The sequence below is a fragment of the Alteromonas sp. CI.11.F.A3 genome (genome assembly GCF_032925565.1).
In the GTDB taxonomy this organism is placed as follows: domain Bacteria; phylum Pseudomonadota; class Gammaproteobacteria; order Enterobacterales; family Alteromonadaceae; genus Alteromonas.
Window position 1 is genome coordinate 4,478,353 of the sequence record NZ_CP136708.1, and the last position, 20,594, is coordinate 4,498,946.

Below are 20,594 nucleotides of genomic sequence, written 5' to 3' on the forward strand. Positions count from 1 at the left end.
AACTGTCTATAGGCAGTAATAAAAATGGTAATAAAAAAGGCGCCAATCGGCGCCTTTTTTCAAACTCTTACACTAGCTAAACGCGTAATTTACGCAGTTCCGCCCACGGTAAGCTCATCTATTTTCAGTGTGGGCTGGCCCACGCCAACAGGTACGCTTTGACCGTCTTTACCACACACGCCAACGCCGTTGTCTAATGCCACATCGTTTCCAATCATAGAAATCTTCTGCATGACTTCAGGGCCATTTCCAATCAAGGTAGCCCCTTTGACCGGTGCGGTAATTTTACCATTTTCAATGAGGTATGCTTCTGCACTAGAAAATACAAATTTGCCTGATGTGATATCAACCTGCCCACCCGCAAAGTTAGGCGCGTAAATACCTTTATCGATAGAGGCAATAATCTCTTTAGGATCGTACTGCCCTTCTAGCATGTAGGTATTGGTCATTCGCGGCATCGGTAAATGCGCATAAGACTCGCGACGACCGTTTCCGGTTGGCGCAACACCCATTAGCTTGGCGTTATGCTTATCTTGCATGTAGCCTTTTAGAATACCGTCTTCAATAAGTACATTGTGCTGGGTTGGTGTACCTTCGTCATCTACCGACAACGAACCACGACGATCTGCCAATGTGCCATCGTCTACCACTGTTACGCCTTTAGCGGCAACACGTTCACCAATCTTTCCACTAAAAGTAGACGCACCTTTACGGTTAAAGTCGCCTTCAAGACCATGACCCACCGCTTCGTGTAACAATACACCAGGCCAGCCATTACCTAATACCACTGGCATGGCGCCCGCTGGAGATGCTACCGCTTGCATGTTAACCCGTGCCATATGCAGCGCGTCGTCGGCTAACTGCTCGTAGTAAGGGCGTCCTTCTTTATCTGACTCGAAAAAAGAATAGGCATATCTGCCGCCAGCACCTGCACTGCCGCGCTCACGACGATCACCGTCTTCAAGCAATACAGAGCAGTTTAGGCGAACTAAGGGACGGATATCGGTGGCAAACGTACCATCACTGGCAGCCACCAAAATTTCTTCGTATACACCACTAATGCTAACCACAACCTGATTGGCTGATGGCTCTTGCTGTCTAACGTACGCATCCACGGCTTTTAGCAGAGAAATTTTCTCAGCATCTTGCATGGCTAAAATAGGGTTTTTCTCACCATAGCGGGCTTGATAATCGCTACGCCCTAACGATGATACTTTCTGAGAACCACCATCTGGGGCAATGCTGCGCGCAGCGTTGCACGCCTTTACTAAAGCATCTTCACTGATTTCATCTGAATAAGCGAAACCGGTTTTTTCACCGCTAATGGCACGAACCCCAACACCACGTTCAATGTTGTAGCTACCTTCTTTGATAATGCCATCTTCGAGCACCCAACTTTCGTGTTGGCTCGACTGAAAATAAAGATCAGCATAATCGGTATCGTGACGATGGATACCCGAAAGGGCTTTTTCTAGCGACGCTACATCTAGTCCAGAGTCAGACAGTAAATGGCGTTCAACAGATTTAGACAAAGTGACTCCTGAATCGGTTATGTTCGGCAACCGGCATATTTTGTTTAATGGCTTGTCGCGCTTCAATATCAACACTGGTTTGAATAACACCAATGTCTTGTGGTAGCTCGCTCAAGGTTTCACCCCACGGCGAAACGACTAGGCTGTGACCAAAGGTTTCACGGCCATTTTGGTGCTCACCGGTTTGGTTGGCAGCTACCACATAGCATTGTTTCTCAATGGCTCGCGCTTTCACTAACGTGTGCCAGTGCGCTTCACCGGTTCTTTGCGTAAAGGCAGCAGGCAACACTAAAATATCGATGTCGCCCATGGCAGTAAACAAGCCTGGAAAGCGCACATCATAACATACCGCTAGACCAATGTTGCCAATTGGCGTTTCTACAGTAACAACTTCACTGCCTGGGTTTGTAAACTTAGATTCTTTGTAGCTGCCCGTATTGTCATCAACAGACACATCAAAAAGGTGAATTTTACGGTAGTCGGCCAATACTGCGCCGTCTGGACCAAACAATAAGCACGCCGCTGAAAACTTTGATGCATCGTCGGTCGCCATAGGAAACGTGCCCGAAACAATGTAGCACTCATGGGCTTTGGCTAGCGCAGATAAACGTTGCTGTATCAGCCCTTCGTCTTTAACTTCGGCGGCATTAAGTAGCTCACCATCTTTGGTACCAAAACAAGCAAAGCATTCTGGCAATACCACCAAGCTATCTTTTGGAACTTGTTCTTGAGCAATAGCCTGTTCTACATGATTCAGATTATCTTCTACACTGGGCGTAGATGTCATTTGAACTGCAACTAGATTAACCATCGATAACCTCCATTTTTACTCTGCGTAAATCATCTTCGGTAAGCGGCCGATCTAATGGCGAAGTGCTTTCTGGCGACACGTTCGCCGGTAAGCTTATATCTTTACTATGTCGTTCTACTTCATCGAACTGCGGATTAGCTATGGTGCCAGAAACCTTATAGTTCACGTTCGATATCACTTTCGCTGATGTCAGCACTTGATCTAGTGCCAGTGCTGCCAATGCCGTTGGGGGCGTAGCTAAAAAATACACTAAAAACGGTAAATTCCCCGTTACGTTAGGGGCAAAAGTAATATTGTAATTAAGGCCACCGGTATTTAAGTTGGTATACCCTTTAATTTCTATTTCACCTGCACCGCCATCTATTTCGGTATCGTCGGTAAAGGCAGTACCATCAGCAATTTGTAAGCTTCCACCCATTTTGTCGTAGAAAAACCCAGTGGCAAATACATCTCTAAAATCTAGGCTTAGCTTACGTACTAATGAGTTTAGGCTGAATAACGTAAATATGCGCGACCCTTTATCACTGACCTCAGTGAGGTAACCGTCGGTGAGTGCCCAGTCTACGTCGCCGCTTACTTTGCCTAACGAGAAATCAAACGGGGCAGAAGGCCAGCCTAAATCGAATTTAATATTGGCTTCAGAGTCTTTAATGCCTGACGTTATCCCTCGCTGCTTAAGCATTTGCCCTACGTCTGATGAAGAAAGTGTACCGTTTAAACGGGTGGTGATTTCGCCGTCTTCATGCTGCCAGTATCCGGTTGCGGTTACATCTGCACTGGAAGAGCGCGTAAGTAATTGTCTGATTTGCAAACCTTGATCTGTTTTGGCTACGTCAAGGGTGACTTCACCTAAATCAAGGCCATGGACACTACAAACACTGCAATAGAAGTAGATAGGAGGCAAATCTAGCGGATCAACTTCGACGACATCTGCTTGCTTTCTAGCCATCTCGATTTCTTCTACTTGGGTTTCGATTGAGTTTCTCTCATCTTCAATAGCATCACCTTCAATAGCACCACCCTCTGTAGCAGGTTTATCCAGTACTAGGTAATCCGCATTGATATCTATACCTTGGTTGTTAATGTCGTTATTAACCCTAATGGTTGCTCTCGCTTTCGCTGCATCAACTTGTAGCAACCAATCGTTGTCTTGTTCCCGGGCGGTTAAGGACACATTATTCAATGAATGCCCCCACCCCGTTAGGGTATCTGCGGTGACAAATATGCGTGATGGCACCCCGAAGATATTTTGCTTTTGGGCACGGCTATCCGTCGATAACGTATCGTTAACGCTATTCTTGTTAACGGACACGCTTGCACTAGCTTCGTCCATTTTACTCGGCATGATCAGCGTCTGCAGGGTAGTAAACCATTCAACAATGTCGGCTTGCTCTAGGTTTGCAGCGATACTAAACCCGGTACCTCTATCACCCACATTAGCATCGCCTAAGGAAAGGAGCGCTCGAGAGAACTGCATTTCTTTATGAGGCAATACGCCGTCGAAATGAATATCGTCACCTAGCTTTGCCTCTACATTAGAGGCTTGTAGGTTACCTTCACTGTTAATTTGAAGTGGCAGGCTAGTTCCTTGCACTGTTGAAAACGGAGCAGGCAGCAAGCTTTGGGTTGCCAATAAATCGGCGTTAATTTGGGCATTATAGGAAAAGTCGTTTTCAGATAAGCTCAAATTCACATCTGCCTGCCAATTGGTTTCACCATCTAGGTAGTCAATAAGGTCGGTTTTTACATACTTCACTAACGGGTGAACGTGCCACAACCCTTTCAAGTTAACATTAACGTCGTAGTTGTCGTTCTGGCGACCTTGAAGAGACATTTCCACTGGCTGACCTAACAAACTCGCAGTTAACCCATTAGCGTCAATTTCTGCATTGTCGAAGGTAAGTGTTCCACTGGCATCGTCAAACTGCATACGCGTGCTAGTGATATACACATCGTTGTTGTTTAACTGAGCTGCGCCTTGAACCCGAATATCTTTGCCTTTCAGGGGGATATCTAATGTCAGGCTTGCTGACAACGGCCCTGAAACTTGCACGTCTTTATCAAGCACTTTCCCTAGCGAGCTGGCAATTGAAGACTGCTTCATTAACGAAGTTAACTTCTCGCCTGTGCCAGAGCCTTCTGCATCAATAGTTAACGTTGAAGAGGGGTGTAAACGCGGGATTTCTGCCGACATAGCCGACACGTCTATACCGGCTAACGTTCCTTTATCACTTATCATGACTAAGCCGGCATTTTCAAAACGCACCGACAAATCGAGTTCATTTAACGCAGGCCACTTTGATGAAAATAGAAAGTCGCTATCTTCAATATCGACATAAGCTTGAAAAATTCCGCTATTATCATTAAACGGATAGTTCTTAGGGTTTCCGTGCCACAACACTTGCGCTTTGCTTACGCTACCTTCGCCTGTGAAGGCACGGGTAAGAAACTTATCGGTATTGACGCCCATTAACGATGCAGGGAAGAAATCACTGACGGCGTTTAACGCCAAGGGTTCAATATTCGCAAATATGTCTAGGTGGCCCGAGGTTAGATTGGCGCGAAATGCTGGCTCTAACACTAACTGTTCGCTATCGAACAAGAGATCTTTACCCGTCAATACCCATTGCTTTTCATCACCTACCGCTTGGGTGTGAAAATACAGATTGGCGTTAAAGGCATTGATATCGAGATTTTGCTTAATGATATTGTCGGCAGATAAGGTACTGTTTTCACTTTTTAGGTAAACAGCGCCAGCGTCTTTATACCAATAAACATCGGCATCTAGCGATGTCAGGCCTGGCGTTTTTCCTGTCTGCTCCCACGACAAATCAAGAATTTTTGCAGTTAATTCCGGGCGGCGATTTCTAAGTTGAAGTTCCAACGTGGCAAGTTGCCCTGTGGGATTTAACGCGCGAATTTCCTCTTCGCTGGTGTCATCCATAAACAAGGGTAAAAGCATCAGGAATGGATTTATCTGAACCGGTTTTACAATACTGACGACTGCGTCGCCTGCATTTGTTACTTTACCGACGAAATCAGCTTCTATGGTTTCGTGGCCAGAGTCTATCACCAATTGATCTACCCTAACGCTCCACCCATCTTGCGTGGGTGCTGCTTCAATACTGCCACCGCGAATACCCGTGACAAGGGTTGAGTATTCATCTCCGCCCCACTCCAATAAGCTTTCTTCAAACTGGGCTTGAACACCTGTAATGCCATTGCTTTGTACGTCTGCCCAAATTTCAAAATTGGCTCGGCTTTCAGTCAGCGGGCGCTTAGTTTTGATTAAGTCGCTCACCCAGGGGGATATATCTAAATCTTCAGCGCGGGCATAAAACACCCCTTCAAACGCATCTTTGTTGCCCGTCACATCAATGATGAAAGACGCGGAATTCGACGATACATCGGCCACCTTCATTTGCCCTAAGCCTTGGTGACGTCTTCCGCTGTTATTCCAAGTTAACTGGTCGATGATGAAAGACTGGGGCTGGCTATTTTTAGAGAGGATCACTTCCCCTTCTTCAAGAGAGAAACTTTGAAGCTGTTCTAGGAATAAGCTTTTTAATGCATCTACAACAGGGAAGTTGTTATCGCCTGCACGCTCGAACCTATCGGCATCAACATCTAGCTTGAGACCACGAAGTTCAAAGCGCGTAGATGAGATCATTTGTCGTCTCAAAGACTGCCAAAAATCTAATTCTACATAGACTTGACGAATATTGAGCCCAACGGGAGACGCATCATTTTGCGCCATTGAGACCGAATTTAAGACAATACTCGGCCCAGAGCGTTGCCATACTGCATGCACGCTTTTAATAGTAAGATTTACGCCATAGCGCTGGCTGATATAGTCTTCCAGCAGGTGCTTGTTGTGTTCAATATGCGGCAGCGCATAGCGAGCGGCGCTGATTAACAGCGCAAATAGAACAAGCAGGATGGCAAGCAGCAACCATATTTTTTTAACTAAATAGGCTGCTACCGACGTTAAATTTGTCACACTTCGCCTTCGTATAGTTAATGCATTACATCATGACGACGTCGTACTTATCCTGGTTGTACAAGGTTTCGGTTTGTACCTTAATTTGTTTCGATACAAACACTTCCAGCTCTGCAAGCATATGTGATTCTTCGCCCATTAATGCTTCAACCACTTTAGGAGAAGCATAAACAACAAATTTATCAGCATCGTATGCGCGGTTCACTCGAACAATTTCACGCATAATTTCAAAGCAGATGGTTTCCACGGTTTTCACCGTGCCTCGGCCTTTACATACTGGGCATTCGCCACACAATATGTGCTCAATACTTTCACGGGTACGCTTACGGGTCATTTCTATGAGCCCAAGCGACGTAAACCCGTGAATATTAATTTTGGCCCTGTCCTTACTTGTCGCCACTTCTAGACTATGTAAGACACGTCTTTTGTGGTCTGGTTCAATCATATCGATAAAGTCGATTAAGATCATACCGCCTAAATTACGTAACCGAAGCTGCCTAGCAATGGCTTGTGTCGCCTCGGTGTTAGTATTAAAGATAGTTTCTTCTAAGTTACGATGCCCAACAAATGCACCAGTATTGATATCAATGGTGGTCATAGCTTCGGTTTGATCAATAATCAAATAACCGCCTGACTTCAAATCGACCCTGCGTTCAAGCGCCCGCTGGGTTTCATTTTCGACATCATGCAAGTCGAATATAGGCCTGTCGCCCGTGTAATATTCCAACTTACCGTTCATTTCAGGTACATATTCTTTCGTGAACTGGAACAGCTCTTGAAAAGACAACTTAGAGTCTATTCGAATCCTGTCTAACTCGGTGCCGACGAAATCACGCAATACGCGGCGTGCCAGCGGTAAATCTTCATATAAAACATTAGATTTACGCTTCTTCATTCGGGATTGAATTTTGTCCCACAATCGGCGTAAAAAGGCAGCATCTTGCTGTAATTCAGCTTTGCCTACCCCTTCAGCAGCGGTACGTAAAATAAAACCGCCGTTTTCATCACAGAATTCTTGCACAAGGGTTTTTAAGCGCTCGCGCTCGGCCTCTTCTTCAATACGCTGAGACACACCAACATGAGTCACGCTTGGCATAAACACTAAATAGCGGCTTGGAATAGTAATGTCGGTAGTCAGGCGCGCACCTTTGGTGCCAATCGGGTCTTTTACTACTTGTACAACGATATCTTGGCCATCTCGAACAAGCTCACGAATGTCTTGTTTTTGAATGTGACTGGCTGAGACTTCCTCAGCGATTTCATTGTGAATAACAATATCAGAAGCATGTAGGAAAGCCGCTTTTTCAAGGCCAATATCCACAAATGCGGCTTGCATACCGGGGAGTACCCGACTAACTTTACCGCGATAGATATTGCCCACTAAGCCACGCTTGGTATGACGCTCTACGTGAATTTCCTGCAATATCCCATTTTCGATGAGAACAACACGAGACTCTGACGGTGTAACATTGATTAGTAGCTCTGCACTCACTACACGACTCCAAATTCTCTAAGTAATTGCCTTGTTTCATACAAAGGCAATCCAACCACTGCGCTAGCACTGCCGTTTATTGCTTTTACAAACTGACCGCCAATACCTTGAATGGCGTAACTACCTGCTTTATCAGCAGGTTCACCTGTGTCCCAGTATGCGTCAATTTCATCGTTCGTCAATGCGGCAAAAGTTACCTTGGTGGTAATAGTTTGTGTTACTTGCTTGGTGGTAGACGCCACACTAATGGCCGTCAATACTTCATGCTGGTTGTTCGATAACATTGAAAGAATGCGTCTAGCGTCTTCTTTATCTTTCGGCTTTCCCAAACTCACCCCGTTAAAGGCAATAAGCGTATCAGAGGCTAACACCCGCGTACTTTCACTAAGTACATCTTCATCTTGTAACCGTGCGAGAGCTGTTTTCGCTTTTTGCTCAGCAAGACGAGCCACTTGCGCTTCAGGCGTTTCATTCACAAGGGCTGATTCATCGATGTCTACGGGCTTTACTGAGTGAGCAATGCCCATCTGATCTAAAAGCATGGTACGACGAGGGGAAGCAGAGGCTAAAACCACTGAATAATTCACGATAGGAGCCTCAAACGTTAACTTATGGAAAACTGGCGACGGGTTTTACGAAGTAGCCAAAACACCCATGGCCATAACAGCATAGAGGTAAGTACAGGCCACAAATAATCCAGTTGGAAATAGATATCTGTAAGTAGGTGCTGCACCCAGAATGTGAGCAAGTGGTAGAGCGAAGAAAGCAACCCTATAACGATAGCTTGTTGCCAAACAGAGTAATTTCGTAGCCGCTGATAGTTCGCTGCCAAAATATAAATTGAGATACTTAAGCTTAGACTGTGAATACCTAAGGTTGTACCCACCAATATATCTACCGCCACGCCGGTTAAGAAGGCCACGCCCACATTCACGCGATGGGGAAGCGCCATGCTCCAGTACGCAAGCACAATCAGCACCCAATCTGGGCGGTATAAATCAACTTGAATAGGTAATGGCACGATTTGAAGGACAAGCGCAATCAAAAGCGTAGTGACGATAACCGAATGACGCTTACGAATCATCTTCAGCCTCCTCATTACTTACCATGTTGCTATTACTCTCATTATCTACATCGCTGTCGATAGATTTACCTTCATCAGACCACAAGAGTAACAAGTACTTTAGTCGGTCTAATTTGGCCATAGGCGTTACGGTTACAATAGAGAATGGGCGACTTTCATCACGCCGTACTTCTTTCACTGTACCCACGGGATACCCTTCAGGAAAAATTTTTCCTAAACCGGAGGAAATCAATACATCTCCTGCTTTAATATCGACACTATGAGGTACATGCTCTAAATACAGTTCGTTTAACGCCCCACTGCCAGTGGCAATAAAGCGAATGTCATTACGTTGGGAGCGAACAGGAATAGCGTGGGTCACATCGGCAAGCAATAGCACACGGCTGTTGGTGCTGCCCACTTCCATAACCTGCCCTACTATGCCTTTTTCATCAATGATGGGCTGAGATAAATAAACCCCATCAATGGCGCCTTTGTTGATGACCACCTGCTGGCTATAGGGGTTTTTATCAACCGCCATGAGCTCGGCCACCATTTTACGTAAGTCGTTACGTACGGGCGCATCCAGCAAATGCCTAAGTTGTTTATTCTCTTGAGACAAGGCTTCAAACCGCTGGAGCTTCTCGCTCATGAGCAACAGTTGATTCGTTAGCTTGTCGTTTTCTTCGAGAAGATCTTCATGGGAGGTTAAGCGCTGGGCGCTTTCGCTTAGCATTAACCGAGGTAAGTTAGCTAAATACTGAAGGGGGCTCATGAATGAATTTAAATAGACCCGTGTCGATTTAAACCCTTCCACTTTGTGATCCACAAAAATAAGTAACGCTGACAACACAATGGCCAGCGCTAATCTATTATTCAGTGAGGGACCGCGAGTAAAAATAGTATCCATAATACAAAGAAGGCAACCTTAAGGTTGCCTTTCCTGTTTACTCATAGCTAAACAGGTCGCCACCGTGTAGGTCAATCATATCGAATGCCTTACCACCGCCACGTGCTACACAAGTTAGCGGATCATCAGCAATAACGACTGGAATGCCCGTTTCTTCCATTAACAAACGATCTAAATCTTTCAGTAATGCGCCACCACCGGTAAGTACCATGCCGCGCTCTGAAATATCAGAAGCAAGTTCTGGTGGAGATTGCTCAAGGGCAACCATAACCGCAGAAACGATACCCGTAAGCGGTTCTTGCAAGGCTTCTAAAATTTCATTGGAGTTCAATGTGAAGCCACGAGGTACACCTTCAGCAAGGTTCCGACCACGCACTTCAATTTCACGCACTTCTTCACCTGGGTAAGCAGCACCAATTTCATGCTTAATACGCTCGGCTGTTGCTTCACCAATAAGTGAACCAAAGTTACGTCGTACATAGTTAATGATAGCTTCATCGAACTTATCACCACCGATACGTACCGATGAAGAGTACACAACACCGTTAAGTGAAATGATAGCCACTTCAGTTGTACCGCCACCAATATCGACCACCATTGAACCGGTTGCTTCTGATACAGGTAAACCTGCACCAATCGCTGCGGCCATAGGTTCATCAATCAAATACACTTCGCGTGCACCTGCACCTAGTGCAGACTCTTTAATGGCTCGGCGCTCTACTTGGGTAGAGCCACATGGAACGCAAACTAAAACACGAGGGCTAGGGCGAAGGAAATTGTTGTCATGCACTTGTTTAATAAAGTGCTGAAGCATTTTCTCTGTCACATAAAAGTCGGCAATAACACCGTCTTTCATCGGGCGGATAGCGCGAATGTTACCAGGTGTTCTACCTAGCATTCGTTTGGCTTCTGCACCTACAGCGGCAACGCTTTTCGGTCCAGCAGCACGCTCTTGGCGAATAGCCACTACAGAGGGTTCGTTGAGTACAATACCTTGGTCTTTAACGTAAATCAGCGTGTTAGCTGTTCCGAGGTCGATGGACAGATCATTAGAGAACATGCCTCGAAGCTTTTTAAACATGAAAAGTGTATTCCTGTTTCTGTGTTATCGCGTGTTAGCAAGGGTGAGATGACGCGCTTTAACGTGAAGTCGATGTTTATCCGCACACTTTAACAATGGGGGCATATTTGGGCAAGCAGAGAACCATTTTTTAAACGATTAGGTTGCGATTAAGTGGAAACCACGGCGCCTTCTACTCACTTCTTACCAACTTCTTGTTAAGTGGCTACTTTTAAACCAGTGGGTGTAGACAAGCATTTAAACCGGAAGTTTCACCTTAATGCAGATATTTATTGTTTAATCATCATTGAATCGGTCAGCGTATGCGATGAAATTAACTCACTGGCTGTACATTGAGCGGTAGAAGAAAAACGATAGAAATAATAGTCTACGCCTGCAATGGTCGTATTGGTTGTTTGGCAACTGGCTTGGTAGGTACACCCTTCAAGGCCTCTAATTTGGGCAAAAGAAACGGGGCTGTTAATGGTGCCGCTGCAAGATAATGGGGTTGCACCTGCTGGGTTTGCCGTGGTCTTTATATGCTCCAACCCCGCTTTTGTTGCTAGCTGAGCGCGAAACCCTATGTTATCCGCCGCTACCTTGTTGCCAGTAGAAGAAAGTGACGAAGCTAGGGTTAAACCTAACAGCGCCAGCACTATCATAATAAACAGTGCTGTAACCAACATACTGCCTTGCTGACGTTTTAGCGAGATGGATAACAACGAAGCGTCCACTACTCCCGCACTAGAAAGTGTTTTTCCTGCTCTATTGCTATTACGCCTTAAAAGCGTTTCATGCACTGAATATTCTTGAGGCAAAGGTTTACGGCGCATTTTCAATTGCCACCTCAGTCGTCAGACTCAATACTTCATCGCCCTTTTGGGCGCGTAGGCGCAACATCACCATATTATTAACCCCACCGTTCACACTGCGAACCTGAAAAGGGTCATCGTTTAGGCTACCGCTAGCAGGCGAGGCAGATAAAGCATTAATGAAGTCCACTCCTAGTCTTGGGCTACTTGCCGAAGCCAAAGGCTGCGATGTAGTAAACCCAGACTCAAACCGATGAAGTACTGAATTTCTTAAGCAAAAGCTCACCGCTTTTGAAGCAATATAGGCACGATTTACGAGTGATGCTTCAGCAAAAGCATCATTCACCGTAACTTCGAGAGTGTCGTCTGTGCTGTCTCTTGTTGCACAATCGCCATCTCCGTCATCGGCACAACTTACAATAGGTTGGCGGTAATCATTAGCGGCGTTATAAACATCTAATACGCTACTTGGTGCAACAATCACAGATGCACTGGTGGAAAAGGGCTGAATGTTATCGAGGGCGTCCGCAGGAAATAAAATATCGATAGTATTTTCAGCGGCAGGCTGAATGGAAATGTCGCTGTAACCTGTTACCGCATCAGCAGGCACGAACTGCAAGCAATGCTGAGACGATGATCCCCTTACTCTAACACTGGCAGGCACTGCGCTTTGAAGTTCACGGGCCATACGATTCATTGCAAAAGACGTTTGGGCGACAAGTTGCTCTCTTTCACTTACGCCAACAAATACAGACATGCTACTGGTGACCACTTTTGCGATTCCTGTGGCTATCACCCCCATAACTACTAGCACGATAACAAGCTCTACAAGCGTAAAGCCCCGAGCTTGATTCATGGGTCTGCTATTTACCATCAGTAATTCCACCGATAGCTACTAAAAACAATGGTTTCATCGTTAGGAGTGAGTACCGATACGCGGACCAATTTTGCATTGCCCGTATAGCTACCCACGCCCGCAGCATCATCAATACCATCAAGGTTATCATCGTAAAACACCACTACGTTAAGCTGGTAGCCTTGATATAGACTTTGCCCACTTTGCGTAATGGTTTGACCCGCACTGTTTCGAATAACGCTGTAACCGTGGTAATCATCTACATCATCAAACGTACTACGATTTTCTCCACTATCTGGCCCCAAGTTTGCGCTAGTCGTGCAGCTAACAGTGTCGCTACATCGCTCACCGGCATTATGCCCACTGCTGTTTTCATCAAATGCCTTACTCAGTATTTCTCGTTGTAACCCTTGAGCGAATACATTAGCTCGGGCTTGGGTAACAGGTGCCACGCTTTGTTGCGCTTGCGCGCCAAGTAAGTTGGTAACAATCAGCATGACAATACTGGTAACCACCAAACCAATCACTATCTCAAGTAGTGTGAAACCTCGCTCAGCACGCATAAATAAGCCCCTGAGCTTCAACGCAAACGCCTACTGTAGCGGTACCCGAAAAAGTCACTCTGCAAATATTTGATGCGCAACTTCCCGTGGCGGTTATTGGCCGTCCAAGGTAATCGAAGTCAATATAGGAAGGCGAAGCTACACCTTCTGAAAACGCAACAGACACCCCTTTACCACCTATTTCATCACCGCGAGCGGCTAGGAAACTGGGGGCATTGGCGGCAATAGTAGCGCCACAGCTAGCTGATTGATTTGCACTGGAGTAATTAACGACAGTAGGCCCGTAGGCACCGTCACCAGGCGAACTTACAATAGTTCGATAGCAATAGCCCACGCGATTATCTTGCATAGCCTTGCCTTGAATATTTCGCAAAGAAGAGAGAAAGCGTGTTTGAAGGGAATATTCTGTGTAGCCGGTATCATCTTGTATTCGCGCAGAAGCGACCACGCCTAGGATACCAATAACGACGATGACTATAATGAGCTCAAGAAGCGTAAAGCCAGCGCCTCGGGCTTGACGCTGGCCAGGAACGAAATGCCTGGCCATGTGCTAGGTAATATTTAGCAAGCAGTCGAGGTTAATGTGATAGTCGGTGAACCACCCGCTGCCGCATTTCGGTACTCAACAAAACAGTTAGCACCTTCAAAACCGTCAGGGTAAATACGTGCCCAAGTTCCATTTGCACTCACGTACCAATCTGTAGTGCCTTGGTCTGCTGCGGTGTTTACTGCGCGAATATCTAGGTTCATGTACGAATCTAATTGCACAGTCGTGGTGTTGTTGTTGTCATCGAAATAGGTGCTGTACGGGTAGCCATAACGAACGTTGATGTCAGTGCCGTTCACGGTGATGGTCGTGTTGGACGATGCAGTCGCGCCAGCAATAATTGCTTTTGCATGGATAGCTTCTGTAGCGCTAATCAGTGCGCCTTCTACCCCTTCTAGCGTAGCAATACGAGCGTCAGTTTGGAAACCTACAAACCGAGGCGCAGCGGTAACCGCTAAAATACCAAGAATTACGATAACGATGACTAGCTCAATAAGGGTAAAACCACGTTGCTGCATAAAAATGTCCTTTTATTTCAATTACGTTTATTATTACAAAAATGACGTTATTGAATATAAAACTTTAGTTTAAAAATCACTACGTTACGTATACAACTCGATACATAGTTATGAGTTTGAATCATTACTAAATACGATAACTTGACCTATCCGAGGGTCGTACAGAAACCCATCACCTTGTGTATCATTCGTAGGACTACTGTTCAGGTTTTTTATAGACTGGCTAAGGTAATAATAGCAAAGGTCATTACCACTTGCGCCGCTGCCACTACTATTTGTAGCAAAGTATCGGTAACCGTCAAATGGAGACTCTGAAAAACTTGACGTGATGGAAGGCGCACTTTGCATTATTAAACTAAAAATACTTTCGCAGTCTAATGCGGTAATGGCCGTGTCTTGACTGTTACCATCACCGTTAAGCAAGCCTGTGGGATAACCGGTGTCCTGATCAACCGCCACGTTAATGCCATCAAGGGTGACAAAGGTTTGATTGGTAGACGCATTCTCTTCCGGCCGACCTTCTATCTCCCACTGTGCGCGCACTAGTCCAACACCTGTGGCGAAACCACCTGCAACGCCCTCAACCGTGGCATCTTCAGCTTGTTCAGTAATATCAAGAAAGCGTGGAATCGCCACGGCCGCTAATAGCCCAAGTAATACGACTACAATCACAAGCTCGATTAGCGTAAAGCCTGATTGCTTTGCTGCTATTTGATGCCGTTGTTTTTTCATTTGGACCATCCCAGTTTTTCTCATTATTAAAATTCAGTTTGTTTGTTACTGTTCGTCTTCTGGAACCACATCACCACGAAATACAAAGTAGTCAAAGTAATCCCCCGCACTTAAGGAAAATCGGCAACGTGCATTCACGGCCTCATCGTCGACTAACTCACCACGGAAATATTCACCTCTTACATTAAAACCATTAACTATCATAGGCACGGTTAGCAACGCGTTCCAAAGGGACTTGCATCCTTGCACGGAAGGGGGCACTTCTGGCCATCCTTCATGACTCATGAGTACAGGCGTACGTCCAACTTCATTACCTTGCCTATCATAGTGTGTAAGCAGAATGCGAACTGGTCGCCCTTCTGACTGCCACTTCCAATGAGCTGTTACTGCAGACTCTTCCAACTTGAGCGCTAACTGCCTAAGCATCTGAGCCTCAAAATTAGCTTCGCTGGTGTTCAGTCGCACTATAAAAACGGCCATTAATGAAGCAAACAACGTGATCACAATAATATTGATAAATAGGGATCGGTTGTTATTCTTTGCGACTTCGCTTTTCGTCACCATGTTACTACCCTTGCTGCTATTACTTTTTAGCAGTCATTAATTGTTCTTAACATACTGTTATAGCACATCTTTAAGATAGGGAGTTATACGCCTTTTATTGCATTCATCATGTCCCACATGGGGGTGAAAATACCCAGCGCGAGTACCAGTACCATGGCTGCCACTACCACAATCAAAAAAGGCTCTATCTTTGCTGTCAGATTTTTCAGATCGTAATCAACTTCACGTTCATAGAACTCCGACGCCTCAACCAATAATTCATCCACGCGACCTGTCTCTTCGCCTACGCGTATCATCTGCATCACCAGTGGGGTAAAAAGTCCGCTTGCTGCACTCACTCGTGCTAGCCCCTCGCCCTTTTCAATGCGCTCGCGCATCCCAATAATTTTTTGCCCCATATACACATTCCCCACCGCCTCTGAGGTTAAGTTTAGTGCACTGGTTAAAGGGACGCCCGCCCGCAACATCATTGAAAAACTTCGACAATAGCGGCTAAGTAAAGAACGATTGAAAATACTGCCCACTATGGGCAATGAAAGCTTGCGTCTATCCCAATTAAAACGCCCAATGTTGGTGTTTAATGAACGTCTAATCATGTAGGCAATGAATATCCCGGCAGCAATTAGCATGTACCAATAGTTCAGCAAGAAATCTGAAGTGCCAATGAGGGCTCGAGTCATTAAAGGCAACTCGGCATTAAACTTAGAAAACATATCGGCGAACTTCGGAATAACAAAAATATTAAGCACCACAAACGCGCCCGCTAAGGCAATAAGCACAAAGATGGGGTAGCGAGTGGCGGCTTTAATTTGTTTGCGAGTTTCTTGTTCGCGCTCTAAATATATCGCCAATTGAGCGAAGGCATCTTCTAACTGACCAGTGTTTTCGCCAACATGAATAATGCTCACAAACAATTGATTAAAAATTTTAGGGTGCTGATTTAAGCCAGAAGATAAGGTTCTGCCTCGCTCTAAACTCACGATAGCGTCTTCTAGAGCAAGTTTAAGGCGAATTGAATTACAGGATTCGGCTAAACCAGATACCGCTTTTAGTAAAGGAATACCCGCTTTGGTTAGAGAGTACATTTGACGACAAAAAATAACTAAATCGTCCAAGGTAACTTCTGGTACAAACCAGCCTTGCCAACCAGATACCACACTTTCTTTTTTAGCGCTCATGGGGGCAATAGCAATGGGCGTTACACTACGAGCGCGCAGCATTGCCGCTGCACTTGTTGCATCGTTCGCGTCTAACTCGCCTTCAGTAAGGGCGCCATTTCGTTCGCGCCCCTTGTAGCTAAACCGTGCCATCTATCATTGCCCTATTGCGCGTTGGTGTGGTGTGCGTTGTCAGTAGTTTCAGAAGAGGGGGCATCTTGGGCTACCATCTCAATCAATTTTAAAACTTCTTCTACACTGGTTACGCCCATTTTTGCATAAGTAAGCGCAGATTGAGGTAAAGAGCGATATCCCGCGCTTTTAGTAGCAGCATCGCTAAACCCTTGAATATCGCTGGCCTTTAAATGATTCATCATGTTTTCACTCATTTCGAGTAACTCAAAAACCCCTATTCGCCCTTTGTATCCGGTTTGATTACATTTCTGACATCCGCGACCTTGTTTAAAGGCAACGTCTGCGACATTTTCATCAATACCGTTTAACCACACCTTTTCATCATCCGTGGGTGTATAAGAAGTGGTGCAATTATCACAAATTCGACGTACCAAACGCTGAGCAATAATGCCTCGAAGGGAACTTGCCACCAAGTAACCAGGCGCGCCCATATCTAATAGGCGTACTACACTGGATATAGCATCGTTGGTATGCAGGGTTGAGAGGACTAAGTGACCGGTCAATGCGCCACGAAGCCCAATTTCTACCGTTTCTTGATCACGCATTTCCCCCACCATAATAATGTCGGGGTCTTGTCGTAGTGTGGTTCTCAGTACGTTTGAAAAAGTCAGGTTGATTTTAGGGTTCACTTGAACCTGATTAATACGGGGCAAGCGGTATTCCACCGGATCTTCTACGGTGATAATTTTCGACTTTGCCGTATTTAATTCGCTTAATGCACCATACAAGGTGGTCGTTTTACCCGAACCGGTAGGCCCGGTCACCAAAATCATTCCATGGGGGCGGCGTAATAAATTTCTAAAGCGGGTTAACTGCGCTGAAGGCATACCGGTTTGTTCTAAAGTGAGCAGCCCTGCTGACTGGTCGAGCAAACGCATCACCACAGATTCGCCACCTTGCACTGGCATGGTAGACAAACGTACGTCTATTTTGTGCCCTTTAACCTTAATTTGCGTACGGCCATCTTGCGGTAGACGCTTTTCGGAAATATCTAGCCCCGCCATCAGTTTTAAGCGCAGCACTAACGCCGCCGCTATACTTTTCTCCGGAATAACAGTTTCTTGTAAAACCCCATCTACCCGCTGTCGTATTCTCAGCTGATTCTCATCAGGCTCAATATGAATATCGGACGCTTTTGCTATCACGGCATCTTCAAAGATAGATTGCAGCAAGCGAGCTACTGTTGTGTCTTGATCCCCTGCACCACCAAGCTCTATATTGAAGTTATCTTCGGTATCGTATTCTTCTGCCAGTTCTTGGGCAAAACTCGCAATTTCTTGGGTTTTTCGATAGAAAGTATCGTAAGCAGTAAATAGCTGTTGTTCGCTTACTACCGCGAGTTCAATTTGCCTGTTTAACGTTTCTGAAAGATGATCTACTGCGGTTAAATCTGCCGGATCTGACATGGCAACGAGCAGAGTGTCACCTTTATCATCAATAACCAGTGCGCGATATCGCCTAGCTTGAATTTCAGGTAGAAGTAGCACCGCTTGTTGATTAACGCGGAATTGATCGATATCGATAAGCGGAACATTTAAGTGACGCGATAACAATTCAAGCATTTGGTGCTCAGTCACCAGCCCCATTGAAATCAAAGTGGCACCTAACTTACGCCCCGTACTTTTTTGCTCTGACAGTGCCGTCATTAGCTCATCAGCACTAATCAAATTGTGCTGAACAAGAAGGTCGCCAAGGCGAATTCTGGGTTTATTCATTTACTACTTCCCGAAGCCTAGCTATGCGCTCTTGCACATAATGGTGTACGTCTGGTGATAGGGCCTGCTGCGTATCAATCTGTATTACTTTGGAGAAAGCGCTTAACGCCAACGCAGAATGTTGCAGACTGTCAGCACTTATCGCAGCACCTAACCACCACTTGGGCTCTAAAGGTCGCCGCTTAGTTAACGCTAAATAATCATTAAGTGACTTGTCGAACACGCCATGTTGCTGCAGTAGATTCGCTCTAAAACTAAGTAACTCAATAGATAAGGGGTTACTGGATGAAGAAATAGCCTCACTCGCGTTTTTTATCGCTACTTCGGTTAGCCCTTGCTTCACATACAACCGCGACAACATAAGGCGAACGCTGTGATCATTGGGTGTATTCACAAGCATTCGTTGTAACAATGCCTGCGCTTGTTCTACTTGGCCGCTGGCAAAGAGTAAGGACGCTAGCTTCTTCTTAGCACCACTATCACTTGGGTGGCTTTGCACTTTCTGCTGCATCAGCCCAATGGCTGTGTTGTAGTCGTTATTATCAAGGGCTAAACGAACTTGCTCGTCTATCGCAGGGGCGCTTTTAGTGTTATCGACCTGTTTTGAAAAGCGTGGCACGGGTGCCGACTCGACTGTTTTTAAGCTCTCTACCGACTTCGATGCAGTCTGCGCTTCAGCAATGCCAGTGGAGTGAGTATCTGGGCTAGTTATAGGGTTAAGGTTTGCACTAGGGGTTACATTAGCAGCAACCGGGCTCGGGCTTTTCTGAGGTTCCCCCTCTTTATCCTCTTTACCTTGCTTACCCTCTATGTTTTTCGCCGTATCTGAAGAAGTGTCCGGTGCAACTTGGGCAGACGTCTGTACCGTTTTTGATAAAATCTGCTGCGCATCCGTATCGTCGTTTTGTGAAATGCTTGGTTGAGCACTTGCATTAGACGGCGTAGACAAGGAGACGGGCGACACCGATGATGAAACCGATGGCGCGGGGTTAAGCAGCACCCACGTAACTAACGCGATGGTCACGATAACCAATAACACAACAACGACAGTAAGCGCACTTACTGACTTTTTCTGTGGAGCTTCATAGCGGGCTTGCGATTGTTCAACGCCCTCGCGAGCTTCAAGATCCTTCAGCATTTTATTCACAACACTCATGCCATACCCCCAAACTCGAGCATACTGGCAAGGGTAACCGAAACCACTGCACCAGCTGCTACCAAAGAAGGCCACAATGCAAGAGAAGCGTACCAAGGCAATGTAGTGGCTTCGGTATCAGCAATCGCCAATTTAATGTGTGATACATCCACTTTGTACTTACCTTCGCCGTACGCCAGCATCATGGCCTTATGACACAATACGTTGACCAGTCTTGGCGTGCCCTTCGTGGCCATAAACATGAGTCGGCAACACGCTAAGTCGAACACCTCTTCTCCTGGATGCCCTGCTACTACTAAGCGATGTTTTACGTAATGGTATATTTGGTCGGTATCCATGTGCGATAGCGAGTAACTGAATGTAATGCGCTGCTTTAGCTGTCGCAGTTCTGGCATTGAAAGCTTTTGATTGAGCTCTGGCTGCCCAAACAACACCACCTGCAATAGTTTGCGGCTTTCTGTCTCTAAATTAGTCATTAAACGCAGCGCTTCAATACTTTCAACCGGTAACGCTTGCGCTTCATCAATGACCAAAACAGCACTTCGCTGCTGGGCATTAATATCGATAAGTCGCTCTTGAATACATTGGGTGAAACGCTGCTGATCGCAGGTTTGACCAATATCTACTCCTAGCTCGCTTGCCACTGCACGGCGCAACTCGTCTGGGCTTAAAAGAGGGTTAGGAATATAGGCTGATTGAAAATGCGCGGGTAACTCATTAAGAAACTTTCGACAAATAAGGGTTTTGCCTGTACCGACTTCACCAGTAACCTTAATAAAACCCTCACCAGATTTAAGCGCAGTGAGTAACACCTCACTGGCTTCAATATGACTGGGTAGGCCATAAAAAAAACTGGTGTTTGGCGTTAAAGTAAACGGAAGCTCTCTAATGCCAAAATGATACAAGTACAT

At 45.8% G+C, this 20,594-nt stretch carries 19 protein-coding genes; all 19 read right to left on the reverse strand.

Going from position 1 to position 20,594, the window contains the following annotated elements; translation table 11 throughout:
• Positions 1–89: 89 nt before the first annotated feature.
• The 19 genes from tldD to R1T43_RS19395 all read right to left on the reverse strand — a co-directional run bounded on the left by tldD (position 90) and on the right by R1T43_RS19395 (position 20,594).
• Entirely contained in the window at positions 90–1,532 is a 1,443-nt protein-coding gene (gene tldD / locus R1T43_RS19305; RefSeq protein WP_317351155.1) for a metalloprotease TldD, read from the reverse strand.
• The gene (locus tag R1T43_RS19310) at positions 1,525–2,343 is read right to left on the reverse strand and encodes a carbon-nitrogen hydrolase family protein (RefSeq protein ID WP_317351157.1); all 819 of its coding nucleotides are present in this window, start codon (positions 2,341–2,343) and stop codon (positions 1,525–1,527) included. The genes tldD and R1T43_RS19310 overlap by 8 nt, the downstream gene beginning before the upstream one ends.
• Positions 2,336–6,343: a YhdP family protein gene (locus tag R1T43_RS19315; RefSeq protein WP_317351158.1), complete on the reverse strand. Its 4,008-nt coding sequence runs from the start codon at positions 6,341–6,343 to the stop codon at positions 2,336–2,338. Before R1T43_RS19315 ends, R1T43_RS19310 begins: the two co-directional genes overlap by 8 nt.
• Before the next feature lie 25 nt (positions 6,344–6,368).
• Entirely contained in the window at positions 6,369–7,835 is a 1,467-nt protein-coding gene (gene rng, locus R1T43_RS19320) for a ribonuclease G (protein WP_013785851.1), read from the reverse strand.
• Positions 7,835–8,422 (reverse strand): Maf family protein, encoded by a 588-nt coding sequence (locus R1T43_RS19325; RefSeq protein WP_317351160.1) that lies wholly within the window; start codon positions 8,420–8,422, stop codon positions 7,835–7,837. The genes rng and R1T43_RS19325 overlap by 1 nt, the downstream gene beginning before the upstream one ends.
• Positions 8,423–8,439: 17 nt before the next feature.
• Positions 8,440–8,916: a rod shape-determining protein MreD gene (gene mreD / locus R1T43_RS19330; protein ID WP_041453083.1), complete on the reverse strand. Its 477-nt coding sequence runs from the start codon at positions 8,914–8,916 to the stop codon at positions 8,440–8,442.
• Positions 8,909–9,808, reverse strand: coding sequence for a rod shape-determining protein MreC (mreC, locus tag R1T43_RS19335; protein ID WP_317351161.1), 900 nt, complete (start codon positions 9,806–9,808; stop codon positions 8,909–8,911). The genes mreD and mreC overlap by 8 nt, the downstream gene beginning before the upstream one ends.
• A gap of 37 nt (positions 9,809–9,845) precedes the next feature.
• Positions 9,846–10,889 carry a rod shape-determining protein gene (locus tag R1T43_RS19340; protein ID WP_013785855.1) on the reverse strand — a complete coding sequence of 348 codons (1,044 nt, stop codon included), beginning with the start codon at positions 10,887–10,889 and terminating at the stop codon, positions 9,846–9,848.
• 269 nt (positions 10,890–11,158) lie between these two features.
• On the reverse strand, positions 11,159–11,701 hold the full coding sequence (locus R1T43_RS19345; protein WP_317351166.1) for a hypothetical protein: 543 nt from the start codon (positions 11,699–11,701) through the stop codon (positions 11,159–11,161).
• Positions 11,691–12,536: a prepilin-type N-terminal cleavage/methylation domain-containing protein gene (locus R1T43_RS19350; protein WP_317351168.1), complete on the reverse strand. Its 846-nt coding sequence runs from the start codon at positions 12,534–12,536 to the stop codon at positions 11,691–11,693. Before R1T43_RS19350 ends, R1T43_RS19345 begins: the two co-directional genes overlap by 11 nt.
• A 17-nt stretch (positions 12,537–12,553) precedes the next feature.
• A complete protein-coding gene (locus tag R1T43_RS19355) occupies positions 12,554–13,099 on the reverse strand; it encodes a prepilin-type N-terminal cleavage/methylation domain-containing protein (protein ID WP_317351170.1) in 546 nt (181 codons plus the stop codon).
• On the reverse strand, positions 13,089–13,646 hold the full coding sequence (locus tag R1T43_RS19360) for a prepilin-type N-terminal cleavage/methylation domain-containing protein (protein ID WP_317351172.1): 558 nt from the start codon (positions 13,644–13,646) through the stop codon (positions 13,089–13,091). The genes R1T43_RS19355 and R1T43_RS19360 overlap by 11 nt, the downstream gene beginning before the upstream one ends.
• Before the next feature lie 14 nt (positions 13,647–13,660).
• A complete protein-coding gene (locus R1T43_RS19365) occupies positions 13,661–14,164 on the reverse strand; it encodes a type II secretion system protein (protein ID WP_211069085.1) in 504 nt (167 codons plus the stop codon).
• 108 nt (positions 14,165–14,272) lie between these two features.
• Positions 14,273–14,905, reverse strand: a complete 633-nt coding sequence (locus tag R1T43_RS19370; RefSeq protein WP_211069086.1) for a prepilin-type N-terminal cleavage/methylation domain-containing protein — start codon at positions 14,903–14,905, stop codon at positions 14,273–14,275.
• A 36-nt stretch (positions 14,906–14,941) separates the two neighbouring features.
• On the reverse strand, positions 14,942–15,460 hold the full coding sequence (locus tag R1T43_RS19375) for a hypothetical protein (RefSeq protein ID WP_317351175.1): 519 nt from the start codon (positions 15,458–15,460) through the stop codon (positions 14,942–14,944).
• Positions 15,461–15,543: 83 nt separating this feature from the next.
• The gene (locus tag R1T43_RS19380) at positions 15,544–16,770 is read right to left on the reverse strand and encodes a type II secretion system F family protein (RefSeq protein ID WP_317351177.1); all 1,227 of its coding nucleotides are present in this window, start codon (positions 16,768–16,770) and stop codon (positions 15,544–15,546) included.
• An 11-nt stretch (positions 16,771–16,781) separates the two neighbouring features.
• The gene (locus R1T43_RS19385; RefSeq protein ID WP_317351179.1) at positions 16,782–18,527 is read right to left on the reverse strand and encodes a GspE/PulE family protein; all 1,746 of its coding nucleotides are present in this window, start codon (positions 18,525–18,527) and stop codon (positions 16,782–16,784) included.
• The gene (locus R1T43_RS19390) at positions 18,520–19,683 is read right to left on the reverse strand and encodes a tetratricopeptide repeat protein (protein WP_317351181.1); all 1,164 of its coding nucleotides are present in this window, start codon (positions 19,681–19,683) and stop codon (positions 18,520–18,522) included. Before R1T43_RS19390 ends, R1T43_RS19385 begins: the two co-directional genes overlap by 8 nt.
• The gene (locus R1T43_RS19395; RefSeq protein WP_317351183.1) at positions 19,680–20,594 is read right to left on the reverse strand and encodes an ExeA family protein; all 915 of its coding nucleotides are present in this window, start codon (positions 20,592–20,594) and stop codon (positions 19,680–19,682) included. The genes R1T43_RS19390 and R1T43_RS19395 overlap by 4 nt, the downstream gene beginning before the upstream one ends.